A 13610-nucleotide genomic window follows, 5' to 3' on the forward strand; every position below is an offset into this window, starting at 1 on the left:
AAAAGCAAGCAAAATTTTGGCGATAATTGTTAAGTTTTGTTAACAAAAAAATACAGAGATCAGCAAGGTAAAAAAATCGAAGTCTCTTGCTGATCTTGATTGTCGCTTAACCTTATGATTAGGTTAGGCGAATTTGGCGCTTTGACTAATTGTTAGTGCTAACTTCCGTGGTTTCAACAATTGCCGTCGGTTGGCAGGGGGTGGGTTGAAATTTCTCTGGAAAAGAGAAGCCTAGAAATGATGCGATCGCAAATATGGTGCTGATAATTTTGGCAAGACTAACAAGATATTCTCTGTACTTTAACCAATATTTATACATAATCATCAATCCTTTTACTTAGGAGGTGAACTATCTCTAGAGTAAAAAAAATCTGATTATTTGTCGTTACTCAAAAGTCCTAAAAATGGTACTTTTTTTAGGTACTCTCAAGTAACCTGACAAGGTACTGAAAAGTAATCTTAAGTCCTGCAACCCTTAAACAATGATGATGAATGAACTAAAAATGACTGAAACTAAAACCATTTCATGGACTGAATTAGAAATGCTGGTTAATTATCTGAAAAAAAAGCATACAAAAAAGCGATTAACGGACGTGGAGACAAAAATATTAAAAGGTATTTTTGAGAATAAAACATATCGTGATCTAGCAAAAGAAATTGAAATTAGGACAGAAGAACAGTCAATCAAGAATGCGGCTTCTAGTTTATTTAAAATATTGTCAGATCAAACAGGTGAAAAGATTGGAAAGACTAATCTGATTACTGCTTTGACAAGGTATAGAGATAATTCTCAGATATTTGATCATAACAATAAACCGCAACCTCAGCAATCAAATAAAGTTCTTGAATTAGTTATGGAGGTAGGGATAGACGACCTGACACCAGAGAAAATTGATAAAATTATCAGCTTTCTTCAAGAAACTGCCAGAGACAACACGATCAAGCCTATTATGAAACTTAAAGGCAGTATTCGGCTATTTTTAGAAGGTTCAGAAGAGGGCTTAAAGCACCTAGCAGATTTACATCAATCGGGGGAATTGCAAGCCCTTCTCAATGAACTTAAATCAGACGATATACCCGAAATTATCGTCAAAAAAGCAGAGTTCACTACAGATGCAAAAGTTATTGAAAAAGCCGAATTAATTAAGGCAATTCGAGAGGGAACAATCGATAAGAAAACTCTATATAAAGTTGATTTGAGTGGGGCTATTCTGAGTGGGGCTATTCTAAGTGGGGCTGACCTGAGTGGGGCTAACCTGAGAAGGGCTAACCTGAGTTGGGCTTTCCTGAGTTGGGCTGACCTGATTGAGGCTGACCTGAGTTGGGCTTTCTTGAGAAGGGCTGACCTGATTGATGCTGACCTGAGTGGGGCTAAACTGAGCGGGGCTAACCTGAATAAGGCTAACCTGAGTAAGGCTAACCTGAGTTGGGCTAAACTGAGTAAGGCTAAACTGAGCGGGGCTAACCTGAGAAGGGCTAACCTGAGTAAGGCTAACCTGAGTTGGGCTTTCATGAGTGGGGCTAACCTGATTGGTGCTATCCTGAGTAAGGCTAACCTGAGAGGGGCTATTCTGTGGGGGGCTAACCTGAGTGGGGCTAACCTGAGTGGGGCTAACCTGAGTGGGGCTAGACTGAGTAAGGCTGACCTGAGTGGGGCGAAAGTTGAAAACGCTATCTTTATCGATGCAACGGGGATCACCCCCGAACAAAAACAGGATTTGATTCGACGAGGGGCAATTTTTGGGGATAATTCTAACGATCGCAGTAAAGCATTAGTTTAAAACAGCCTTTGATCTCCACCTTCAGCAGAGATTTAGGTAGGGTTGGCTGAATAAATGTGAAATATAGACGAGATAAGGGGTTTGGCGGCCTGTTTGACCAAGCAGCTTCATAGTGGCTCAAAAACCTTGTATCTTAACCGGCGATCGCACTTACTTTTTCAGCCAACCCATAATTAATGGGAAAGGACTTGACTTTGCCGGCGACTTGCGCTATGCTTTTTTTATAATGGGAATCTGTGCAAAATTTTTTTAGACGCACAGATTCCCATTATGAATAAAATCTTTTAAAAATATTATCCCAAAATCTCCCGACAAAAGCAAGCAAAATTTTGCCGATAATTGTTAAGTTTTGTTAACAAAAAAATACAGAAAGGTAAAAAAATCGAAATCTCTTGCTGATCTTGTTTGTCGCTTAACCTATGATTAGGTTAGGCGAATTTGGCGCTTTGACTAATTGTTAGTGCTAACTTCTGTGGTTTCAACAATTGCCGTCGGACAGACATTGCTGGGATTTTTGTCAATTGTTTTCGATAATCTTTCTAAAATTTTCTCCTGTTGAGCCTATTTTAAGTAGCTGGTTATAATTAAATTTAAAATGGATTTTAGGTTCGATCCCCCCTGCCCCCCTTGATAAGGGGGGTGCCGATAGGCGGGGGGCTCCCCCTTGATAAGGGGGGTGTCTGATAATTTTTAACGCCTACCTACTTATGACAATAATGTTGTCAACTTTCTCGGATTAAGATTAACCCACCGCAAACCCTGTATATTCTCTGACTAGGGGTTCATGAAAGGCTAAAACAATATCTTCTTTAGGAACACCTAAATTAACTAATTCATTGGCAATTCCCACCTCAGTGCCATCATGTTGTATCCAGATTTTACCCTTTTTAATATCGAGATGCAAAACACAACCATGATATCTTCGTCTATTTTTCCAGCCAACATACATCAATTGATAGTGATCGCCAACAGTATCAAAAATCAATTGTTGTTCAATCGGATCTTTAGATGAACCGATCTGAGAATATTCAGTAATGACTTGCTTGACATAGTGACGATATTGTGCTAATTTTTCCATTCGACAATTACCTCCCCAATCGGATCATAAATAATCAGGTAAATTTGAAATCGTTTAACGACAGTTTGAATAAATCGCAATTCAAAAAAACTATAATAAATATCTAAGGGAACAGCTAAATATAACTGTCTTTTAGGTTCTTTTTCTTCTAAAGCAACCCGATAATTAAAGAATTGTCCAATGGCAGTATGAAATTCTGAAATACTGGATTTACCGATAAAACTTTTAATTTCAACGGCTATCTTTTCATTGTCTTTTTCTGCGGCTATCAGTTGCTCTGCTCCTAAATCGACATACATTTCTACATCACCCACTTCAATCCTTAAAGGGTCATCCGTAATGATCCAACCCTCTTTTTCTAATCCTTTTCTCACTGCACCATGAAAACGATCTTTAGCAGACATGAATCTTGAAGTTAGCAGGCATAATAATTATTAATTATAACATTTCGTTATGATGATCGATCTGGGGTGAGAACATCCCAAACCCTATTGACAATTGACCAATTTTGTGATCCGCGTGGGCATTTCAACTGATAAGCTAAGACGTATTTAAACCGCTTATTCTGAGATTAGCCCCTCAACCCCCCACCCCCCCTGCCCCCCCGACATCGGGGGGGTATTGCCTCTTGCTTGATCTCCACCAGCAATTTGAATGACGAACAGCTTAACTAGCTGACATCCATCGTGATAAAATCGGCCTTGTCTTTCTTCTGCCCGCGCGAAGCCGAGCGGCGGTATGTTGAGCTTATTTCCCCTTTTACTTTTTACTTGGTATAACTCGTGCAGGTTTTCATTTATCATACTCCCGAACTTACCCCCGTCCATACTCTACCCGATTGCGCCGTCGTTATCGATGTTTTAAGAGCGACAACCACGATCGCCACTGCCCTCAATGCCGGTGCGGAAGCAGTGCAAACCTTCAGCGATCTGAAAACCCTGATGCAGGTGAGTGATACCTGGCAACCAGAAAAACGTCTCCGAGCAGGAGAAAGAGGTGGCGCGAAAGTAGAAGGCTGCGATCTGGGCAATTCTCCCCTCGATTGTACCCCTGATTTAATGAAAGGTCGTCGTCTGTTTATCAGTACCACTAACGGCACTCGCGCTCTGCAAAGAGTGGAAGAATCCCCAATCGTGATCACTGCGGCTATGATCAATCGGCAAGCTGCCGTTAATTACTTATTGGATAGGCAGCCCGACACCGTCTGGATTGTTGGCTCTGGTTGGGAAGGTGGTTATTCTCTGGAAGATACGGCCTGTGCTGGAGCGATCGCCAATGCGCTACAAGAACAATCGGGGCAAATGGCGATCGGTAATGATGAGGTGATCGCCTCGATCGCTCTTTATCGTCAATGGCAAAATGATCTTTTAGGAATGTTCCACAGTTGTAGTCACGGTCAGCGCCTCTTGCGTCTCCACTGTCAAGAAGATTTAAAATACTGCGCTAATATTGACTCTCTTGATGTTTTACCGATCCAAAAAGAACCGAGCATTTTAGTCAAACTTTAGACATTGCCACCCACAGAAAGGGTTATCCGTGCCGGTAGGAGCATCAATCCTACCCGGATTCCTTTATTTATAGTTTGCCAACCATGACTATCGATTCTTTACTGCAATCTTTTCAGCGTTTTGGGGTTAATCTCGGTTTAGAAAGAATAAAAAATCTGCTGGAGATTTTAGGCAATCCCCAAGATCAAATTCCGATTATTCATGTCACGGGAACTAATGGCAAAGGTTCGGTTTGTGCCTATCTATCCTCTATTCTCAGCACTGCCGGTTACAAAGTCGGACGTTATATTTCTCCCCATTTAATTGATTGGACGGAAAGAATCTCTATTAATGGCGAAAATATTGAAACCGCGACTTTAGAAAACCTGCTTAAAGATATAGAATCGCTTATCGATCCCCAGCAGGAAAGTCCTACTCAATTTGAGGTAATTACTGCCGCTGCTTGGCTGTATTTTGCCAGAGAAAAGGTGGATATTGCCGTGATGGAAGTGGGTTTAGGAGGAAGATTAGATGCGACTAATGTTTGCGCTCAACCTTTAGTTACTGTCATCACTTCTATTAGTCGGGAACATTGGCAAAATTTAGGGCCGACGGTTGCCGATATTGCTGGCGAAAAAGCGGGGATATTAAAAGCGAATTGTCCCGCAGTTATCGGACAATTACCGGAATCAGCGCAGGGGGTAGTTAGGGAGAGAATCAAGCTGTTAAATTGTCCGACGGTATGGGTAGAAGCTGCCGAAAAAATTGCCGATAATCGGGCCAAATATCAAGGGTTAGAATATCCTTTATCCTTAGCGGGAGATTTTCAATTAACTAATTCCGCTATAGCGATCGCTGTTGTTAATATTTTGCGTCAGCAAGGTTGGCAAATTAGCGATGAAGTCGTGCAGGAAGGAATGGCAAAAACTCGCTGGTTAGGACGTTTACAAACCGTTAATTGGTGTCAGCGAGAAGTTTTAATAGATGGCGCTCATAATCCTGCTGCTGCTATTGGTTTAAGGCAGTATGTAGATAGTTTAAAAGCTCCAAAAATTATCTGGGTGATGGGAATTTTATCGACTAAAGATCATCGAGAAATATTCCAAGCTTTGTTAAGAAAAGGCGATAGTTTATATTTAGTTCCCGTCCCCGATCATAGCAGTGCCAATCCTGAAACCTTAGCGGAATTAGCGACCTCAATTTGTCCAGAATTATCTCACCTAGAGACTTGTTCCGATGTATTTTTAGGACTAAAAAAAGCCATCCAAGAATCTGCCGATAGTCAGATAATTCTCTGTGGATCGCTTTATTTAGTTGGTTACTTTTTAGGGAGTTTGTTTCAGGGAAAATAAAACATCAATTTTACTGGTGGTTTTATCAGGCATAGTGGCAGTAATTCCGATACCGCGTACCGATTCTAAAAAGGCCTTTGCTTCCGGGGTTAATTCCCCGGCAGGAAGATTATTAATTCCCCCTGCTTTAGCGATAATTTGCTCCACATCGATGAAAAAATAACCGAGATTATTTTTAGGCAAATTTGCGATCGATGCTTGGAAATTCTCACTTTTGCTAATCGGTTGATTCGGTTGCGGTTGATAGGGAATTCCGACGGTCATTTTTAGGGTATCATTATTAGGCCAAGCATAGGTTAAAATAGCTTGTTCTTCCGCTTTCCATTCAGTCACATCTTGGCCAGAAATTTGACTGTTTTTTATGGTGATAAAGGGAACAGTTTTCACCAATTCATTTAACTTATCGAGGGTAGTTTTTGCCGCTTTATGATCGCCGGTTTGCCAGATCATCATTCCCCCAAAACCTAACCCTCCCACCGCTTGCTGGTTGGGGATAATTCCAAAGGCAAATTCTCGATCCATCCAGTTAAAAACTTCTTTATCCGCGTCAAGGGTTGCCATCTGAAAATTCTCACGGATCTGACGCAGAAAAACTTGTAATTCTGGGTTAGTTTGGGACTGTTTTTCTGCTTCTTCCCATCCCTGTTTAAGATTATTACCGCTCCAGAGTGCGATGGTATCTCCGGGTAAATAATTTAAAACTTGATTTCTGCTAGGGGAAGGTAGGTTAGAAATAGTTTCAGGAGCAAGTTTAGCCACCATTTGTAACTGTAATCCCGTATCGGTGACACCCACTCCTGCGACAATATCCTGAATTTTTGCTAATTCTTGCCGACTTTGGGGAGATAAATTAGCATCTGCTCCCAAGATTTTGGCATAATCATCGATATAAATTGTTGCTAGGGTATTGGGTAGGTTGAGGGATTGGGAAAGCAGTTTTCTCACTTCCGGTTTACTGCTAAAAGATGGCTGTCCTTGATAGGTATCGATCGCCGCTTCTAACACCTTTTTATCGTAGGATATCAACAAAAAATCGCCAGTAACGGCAGTATAAATGGTGGTATTATCCTGCCAATCTATAGCAGTAATTGTAATACCTTTGTAGTCACTGGTGCTAGTTTTGCGATTAACTTTTTGTCCTAGTTGTTTCTGGAATTCTGACGCTTTAATTTTATCTTTGATGCCGATAACCGTTAATAATTCCGATTGTCCGGGGGTAGCTGCGGGAAGGAAAGCAAAGCTAATACTACCGATCCAAGGTTCAACATCCCTTCGATAATCAATCTTATCGGTGAAGATATTTTTTTGTAACTCTTCTAGTCCTTGACTAACCGCAGTTCGCGATTCTGGTGTACCATATTTAGCTAAGACTGACCAAGCTTTTGCATCCGTGGAGACAAAACTACTAGCAAAGGCAGTTTCTGGGATAACTTTTGCCGATTGCAAGGGGGTGAATCTTTGCCAAGGTAGTTGTCCTCGTAGATAAAGATAGACACCTCCTGCGGTTACTGCTGTTAGTCCTAAGACGACTAAACAACCGGGTAAAAATGATTTTTTTGACATACAATTGTGGTTTGGTTAAAAAGTTCCATACTTGGCGATCGATTTGTCTCTGGTTGTAGTCTCTAGATTAGTCCTATTGTAGTTATCCTAATTATCTTATCTTATCCCCCAAGGGAACGGGTAATATTTTAGCTAATTTTTCCGAAATTATTGCTAATTACCAGAGAAAATTGGCTCATTCTTGGTTAGCTTGCCAACCCACCGCTTGATTAATATTAGTCAACCCATTAGCCTCTAATTTTTCTGTTAATCCTTGTAAAATATTTAATACTAGCCAGGGTCCTCGATATAACCAACCGGTATAAATCTGTAATAAACTCGCACCGGCGGTAATTTTTTCCCAAGCATCATCGAGGGAAAAAATACCTCCCACTCCAATTATTGGTAAATTGCCTTGGGTTTGCTGATAGATAAAACGGATCACTTCCGTGGAACGTTCCCGCAAAGGTTGCCCACTAATTCCCCCTGCTTCTTCAGTGATTGGTTTACCAGTTTCGGGCAGAATTGTGGTTTTTAATCCCGTGCGTTTAGTGGTGGTATTAGTAGCGACAATTCCAGCTAACTGATAGGAGAAAGCTAACTCAATAATTGTTCTTATATCTTCCCATTCTAAATCAGGAGAAATTTTCACTAATAGGGGTTTTCTGCCTTGATTTTCTGTTTGTAAAATGTCGAGAATTTTATCGAGTTGTTCCCCACTTTGCAGGGAACGCAAACCGGGAGTATTGGGAGAACTAACATTAACGACAAAATAATCGGCATGGGGGAATAAATAGCGAAAACTGCCTAAATAGTCCTCTGGAGCCTTTTCTAGGGGCGTATTTTTCGATTTACAGAGGTTAATACCGATGGGAATCTGTCGGGGTTGTCGTTGCCAAGATTGTTGGAGAGTTGCCGCTAGAACCGGCGCACCGAGGTTATTTGCCCCCATACGGTTTAATCCGGCCAAATCTTCCGGTAAACGAAATAATCTCGGTTTTGGGTTGCCCGGTTGCCCTTCTAGGGTGACAGCACCCACCTCGGCAAAACCAAAGCCGAAATTATGCCAAAGTCCTGCCCCTAAACCGTCTTTATCGAATCCTGCCGCCAATCCGACGGGATTGGGGAAATTTAACCCCCAGAGGCTTTGAGATAGGCGAGAATCGCTAAAACTAAGGGATTCTGATAATTGTGAGATTAACCATTGTCCCCAAAATCCCTGTCGCGAGCGATCGATTTTTTGCAGAGTATTTAATAATTGTTTTTGTGTTCCCTCTAAATTGCCCCGAATAGCCTTAAAAGCTAGAGGATAAAAAGGTTTAATTGTATCAATTATATTTATCATAAAAAGACAGGAATTAAGGGTATTTTTCAGTTATCAGTTATCAGTTATCAGTGGGGAGACTACTTCGTGTGCGACGTTCGGCGATGCTCAGTCGAGCCATTGCGGGGGAGCAGGGAGAAAAAGCTGTCTTCTGAATACTAACTACTGAATACTGAATACTGATAACTGACTTCTGATCAATAAAAAATAGACCGTAACCCACCTAGCATAATCTTTATAAACCTTGACGAGGGTTAAAAGTTTCGATCGCTCGTATTTTTTGATAAAGTTCCAATTCTTCTGGGCTAGGATTGGGAGGATTAACTAAGATAATTTCCACTAATTGATCGCCCCTTTCTCCTTGGGAAGTGGGATAACCTTTATTAGCTAAACGTAATCTTTGACCGCTTTTAACTCCTTTGGGAATCATCATTTTAACTAACCCGTCAATGGTGGGAATTTCCACAAAACCGCCCACAATTGCCTCGCTGGGAGTAATCGGTACTTGACAGACAATATCAGAACCTTGAATCCTAAAAAAAGGATGCCTAGCGATAGTTATTTTTAAATATAAATCACCCCCTTCAATACCCTGACCTTTGAGACGAATTTTCTGCCCATCGATCATGGCTGCCGGCATATCAACCTCGATCGATCGGCCATCTTCCAGACGAATTCTTTGTCTGCCACCTTGATAGGCTTTCTCTAAAGGTAAAGTCAATTTTGCCTCCACATCTCGACGAGTTAAACGGGGAGAGGAGGCAATTTTAGCGCGCTTAGTATTAAGGTTATTAAAATCTCTAAACTTCCATAAATCCTGTTCTGTACGGGGGATTTTTCCATTACCGTTACTATTCGCTTTTTCCCCCGGACGTATCCCGCGGCGCTTAATACCCGTCAAGGAACGATTATACTCAACCCGTTTTTCTTCATCGGAGAGAACATCGTAAGCTTCATTAATATCTTTAAACTTTTCTTCGGCCGATTTATCCCCCGGATTAACATCGGGATGATATTGGCGCGCCAGTCGTCGAAAAGCCTTTTTGATCTCGTCACTGGTAGCCGTGCGAGATACTCCTAAAACATCATAATAATTAACTAATTGTGGCATATATTCAGTTATCAGTTATCAGTTATCAGTTATCAGTTATCAGTTATCGGTTATCAGTGATCAGATTTGAGTTCTAAGTGAGCAGTATGTATTAAGCGAGCAGTATTAAATAGTAGTTTCCCACTGTCTTTTTACTGATTACTGTTTACTGATTACTGTTTACTGTTTACTGATCACTGTTTACTGATCACTGATTAAAACCAATCATCATCGTCATCATCCCAGTTATTTTGGGGGGGAATATTGCGGGAACGATTGCCGCTGCTGCGGTTACTTTTACTATTGTTATAACTTTTTTCCTCCGAAAGGGGGGGACTTTGCCAATCGCTATCGCGGCCATTGTAGTAATTGTCCTGATTGCGGGGGCGATAACTATCTTGATTAGCCGAATAATTGGGTCGATAATCACTTTGATAACCCGGTGTAGTGGGACGATAATCCTGACGATAACGATCGCGACGCGGTTCATAGGGAAGCTCATCTTCCTTATCCCCGGTAAAAGTCTTGCGAATAGCGCTAAAAAAGCCCTCGTCTTCCTCGTCGTATTGTAGCCGTACCTCGCGATTTAATTCATAGATAACATCCTGTAGGTCTGCCTGGGCGCGATCAATGCGACGGTCATCATTTTTCTCCAAAGCGTCGATAATTTCCGTACTCAAAGACTCAATTTGACGACGATAGGAACGGGTAAACTCATTACCAAAATCGAGAGTAACATCTTTTAAGCGTCGTTGGGCTTGATCCACCAGAGAGCGGGCGCGATTGCGTTTATCGACCTTTTCGCGACGGGTACGATCTGCTTCGGCAAATCGGGCAGCATCGCCGATCATCCGGTTAATTTCCCCTTCGCTGAGGGTAGAAGCGCCTTGAATGGTGACACTTTGCTCCCGTCCGGTCATTTTATCCCTAGCGGTGACTTGTAGAATCCCGTTAGCATCGATATCGAGGGACACCTGCACTTGGGGAATACCCCGGGGTGCGGGGGGGATACCGGTTAATTTAAAACGTCCCAGGGATTTATTATCGCTGGCCATTTCCCTTTCCCCCTGCAAAACGTGGATTTCCACCACAGTTTGATTATTTTCGGAAGTGGAAAAAAGGTCAGATCTGCGGACGGGAATAGTGGTATTGCGGGGGATTAACTTTTTCATCACACCGCCGATGGTTTCTAAACCCAACGATAAAGGGGTCACATCGAGGAGCAGCACGTCTTTGACCTCGCCGCCCAAAATTCCTGCTTGAATAGCCGCCCCGACCGCTACAACCTCATCAGGGTTAACATTTTGATTGGGTTCCCTATCGATAAAACTCCGCACTAAATCCTTCACCACCGGCATCCGCGTGCCGCCGCCCACCAGTACCACTTCGTCTAGTTGGACGGGGGACAAACCGGCATCAGAAAGGGCGCGTTTGAGAGGACGACGGAGACGACTGATTAAATCGCCGCATAATTCCTCAAATTGGGCCCGACTCAGGCGAGTTTCGATGTGTTTTGGTCCGTCTTCCGTGGCGATAATAAAGGGTAGATTAATATCGGTGACGCTGACCCCAGACAGTTCAATTTTGGCTTTTTCTGCCGCTTCTGTGAGTCTTTGTAGGGCTTGCCGGTCTTGGCGCAGCTCCACGCCTTCCTGTTCCAAAAATTGATTGGCTAACCAATCGACGATTCTTTTATCGAAATCATTACCCCCTAATTGGGTGTCGCCACTGGTGGCTTTCACCTCGAAAACGCCGTCCCCCACTTCTAGGATAGAAACATCAAAAGTACCGCCTCCCAGGTCAAAAACGAGGATTTTCTTGCTTTCCTGTTCATCGAGACCGTAGGCTAGGGCAGCGGCGGTGGGTTCGTTGAGAATCCGCAGCACTTCTAACCCCGCAATTCGGCCGGCATCCCGGGTGGCTTGACGTTGGGAGTCATTAAAATAGGCGGGGACAGTGATTACAGCCCCGGTAACTTCTTCCCCTAGATAACGGCTGGCTTCTTCGGCTAATCGGCGTAAAACTAGGGCGGAAATTTCTTCGGGGGCAAATTCTTTTTGCAGACGGGGACATTTAATTTTGATATTGCCCATCTCATCCCGGCGGATGGTGTAGGGGACGCGCTTCGATTCGGGGTTTAATTCCGAGTAGCGACGACCTATGTAGCGTTTGACTCCATAGTAGGTGTTTTGGGGATTGAGTACCCCTTGTCGCCGGGCCATTTGACCGACTACTAACTCCCCATCTTTATTAAAACCGACCACAGAAGGGGTGGTTCTCATGCCCTCCGAGTTGGCGATGACCACTGGCTTTCCGCCTTCCATCACGGCGACGACGGAGTTAGTTGTCCCTAGATCAATGCCTACTACTCTACCCATGCTTGTTTTTGTCTCCCCCTAGATTTCGATAACTTCGGGACTTTTACCTTCGATCGATAGTTTAAATCGCTTAATGCTTGTTGACAATATTGTATCGAATTGTCTTAGTTTCTCGCTCTCGCTTCGGGGCAATTGAGGGTGGGATTACCGAAGTGGTCTTTTAGTGACTCTGGCGATCAAGCTTGGGGGGGTTGTAAATAGGGTCTGCTGAAAAAGTTTTTCCTGGGGGCAGGGTGTCGGGTGTCGGGTGTCGGGTGTCGGGTGTCGGGTGTCGGGTGTCGGGTGTGGGGTGTGAGGTGTCGGGTGTCGGGTGTGGGGAGTTTTCTCAGTGAACTGATAACTGATAACTGATAACTAATTCCGGCGGCGCTGGACAACAAATAGAGATTCTTTCCCCTGTACTGGGGTGATTGAAAAGGATTTGATTGGCATGGAGATAATAACCACAATCTCCCGGGACTGCATCCGGTCGCGGTAATCCCCCCAGACCATACAATGGATCACCGATTAAAGGATAGCCAAAAAAGGCCAGATGAATGCGAATTTGATGGGGTCTGCCCGTAAAAATTCTTACTTCTAATAGGGTACTATCGGGATGTTTTTTTAAGACTCGACCATCACTGCGGGCCGATAACCCATCTGTGAGCGCACCGTAAACGTAGCCTAAAATGGGATGGGCGATTTTCCCGATCGCTTGATTAATAGTAAAATTATCTGGTATGTCGCCCTGAACCACTAAAGCTCGATATATTTTAGTAATTTTCCCCTCTCGCATCTGTTGACTCAATTTAGCTCTAGCGGGCTTTGATTTCGCCATTAAGACTATGCCGGAAGTGCCGCGACCAAGACGATGAATCGGATAGGGAGTGACCTCCGCATAATGCTGATGTACCAAATGGATAAGAGTATGTTCGAGAAATCCACCCCCCGCTAACACGGGTAATCCCGAAGGTTTCGCCACCACTAACACCTCGGCATCCTCGTAGAGTACCTCAAAAAAGAGCGGCACATCCGGTTCTGTCCAGGGCGGGCGCTGATAGCTCAATTGCTGCCCGATTTCTAAGACTGTATCGGGACTAGCGGGACGACCGTTGACGAGAATTGCTGCTGATAAAATGCGATCGAGCCATTCTTCTGGACTAGAATGGGGATATTTGCCCGCATAGTAGGCTAATAAGCTTAATCCTGCCTGATTTTTGCTAATTTTATCTCGATAAATCCAACCTTGATTGGCCATTGGGGAAGTGGGGTGTGGGGTGTGGGGTGTAGGGTGTGGGGTGTTGGGTGTGGGGTGTGGGGTGTGGGGAGAAGCTTTTTTCAGTGTTGCCAAAGGCACGGCGTAGCCGTCCAGTAAACAGTAAACAGTAATCAGTGAACTGATAACTGATAACTGATAACTGATAACTGATAACTGATAACTGATAACTGATAACTGATAACTGATAACTGATAACTGATAACTGATAACTGATAACTGATAAGTACCTAGGCAAAATTATTTACACATGACGATCATTGCCCCGTAAGGGTTTTAGCTCGATCGGGCAGGTAATTAATTTTGCATGACTACTTAACTGA

The 13610-nt window shown here is 43.2% G+C and carries 12 protein-coding genes; 3 read left to right on the forward strand and 9 right to left on the reverse strand.

The window, feature by feature from the left end; all coding sequences use genetic code 11:
* Positions 1–145: 145 nt before the first annotated feature.
* Positions 146–319: a hypothetical protein gene (locus EWV66_RS19155; protein ID WP_185237500.1), complete on the reverse strand. Its 174-nt coding sequence runs from the start codon at positions 317–319 to the stop codon at positions 146–148.
* A gap of 163 nt (positions 320–482) precedes the next feature.
* Between EWV66_RS19155 and EWV66_RS19160 the strand changes: the two genes are divergently transcribed.
* A complete protein-coding gene (locus EWV66_RS19160) occupies positions 483–1781 on the forward strand; it encodes a pentapeptide repeat-containing protein (RefSeq protein WP_052277454.1) in 1299 nt (432 codons plus the stop codon).
* Positions 1782–2523: 742 nt separating this feature from the next.
* On the opposite strand, the gene EWV66_RS19165 is transcribed toward EWV66_RS19160, so the two are convergent.
* Both EWV66_RS19165 and EWV66_RS19170 read right to left on the reverse strand, forming a co-directional pair.
* Complete coding sequence (locus EWV66_RS19165; protein WP_002798710.1) at positions 2524–2859, reverse strand: XisI protein; 336 nt, start codon at positions 2857–2859, stop codon at positions 2524–2526.
* A complete protein-coding gene (locus EWV66_RS19170; protein ID WP_002751648.1) occupies positions 2847–3263 on the reverse strand; it encodes a XisH family protein in 417 nt (138 codons plus the stop codon). The genes EWV66_RS19165 and EWV66_RS19170 overlap by 13 nt, the downstream gene beginning before the upstream one ends.
* 378 nt (positions 3264–3641) lie before the next feature.
* On the opposite strand from EWV66_RS19170, the gene EWV66_RS19175 reads away from it, so the two are divergent.
* On the forward strand, positions 3642–4367 hold the full coding sequence (locus tag EWV66_RS19175) for a 2-phosphosulfolactate phosphatase family protein (protein WP_002748299.1): 726 nt from the start codon (positions 3642–3644) through the stop codon (positions 4365–4367).
* Positions 4368–4450: 83 nt separating this feature from the next.
* Complete coding sequence (locus EWV66_RS19180) at positions 4451–5698, forward strand: bifunctional folylpolyglutamate synthase/dihydrofolate synthase (RefSeq protein WP_072926425.1); 1248 nt, start codon at positions 4451–4453, stop codon at positions 5696–5698.
* Here EWV66_RS19180 and EWV66_RS19185 read toward each other — a convergent pair.
* From EWV66_RS19185 to EWV66_RS19210, 6 genes are all read right to left on the reverse strand, one after another.
* Positions 5672–7261 (reverse strand): DUF3352 domain-containing protein, encoded by a 1590-nt coding sequence (locus EWV66_RS19185; RefSeq protein WP_052277456.1) that lies wholly within the window; start codon positions 7259–7261, stop codon positions 5672–5674. The two genes, EWV66_RS19180 and EWV66_RS19185, sit on opposite strands and share 27 nt — an antisense overlap.
* 175 nt (positions 7262–7436) lie before the next feature.
* A complete protein-coding gene (locus EWV66_RS19190) occupies positions 7437–8585 on the reverse strand; it encodes a quinone-dependent dihydroorotate dehydrogenase (RefSeq protein ID WP_052277457.1) in 1149 nt (382 codons plus the stop codon).
* A gap of 214 nt (positions 8586–8799) precedes the next feature.
* The gene (locus EWV66_RS19195) at positions 8800–9675 is read right to left on the reverse strand and encodes a J domain-containing protein (protein ID WP_052277458.1); all 876 of its coding nucleotides are present in this window, start codon (positions 9673–9675) and stop codon (positions 8800–8802) included.
* A gap of 194 nt (positions 9676–9869) precedes the next feature.
* The gene (gene dnaK, locus EWV66_RS19200) at positions 9870–12032 is read right to left on the reverse strand and encodes a molecular chaperone DnaK (RefSeq protein ID WP_072926430.1); all 2163 of its coding nucleotides are present in this window, start codon (positions 12030–12032) and stop codon (positions 9870–9872) included.
* A 325-nt stretch (positions 12033–12357) separates the two neighbouring features.
* Positions 12358–13269, reverse strand: a complete 912-nt coding sequence (locus tag EWV66_RS19205; RefSeq protein WP_185237798.1) for an RluA family pseudouridine synthase — start codon at positions 13267–13269, stop codon at positions 12358–12360.
* A complete protein-coding gene (locus tag EWV66_RS19210) occupies positions 13238–13525 on the reverse strand; it encodes a hypothetical protein (protein ID WP_287109037.1) in 288 nt (95 codons plus the stop codon). Before EWV66_RS19210 ends, EWV66_RS19205 begins: the two co-directional genes overlap by 32 nt.
* Positions 13526–13610 lie beyond the last annotated feature (85 nt).

Origin of the sequence: Microcystis sp. M_OC_Ca_00000000_C217Col (genome assembly GCF_007095585.1) — a bacterium.
Taxonomy (GTDB): Bacteria; Cyanobacteriota; Cyanobacteriia; order Cyanobacteriales; family Microcystaceae; genus Microcystis; species Microcystis panniformis.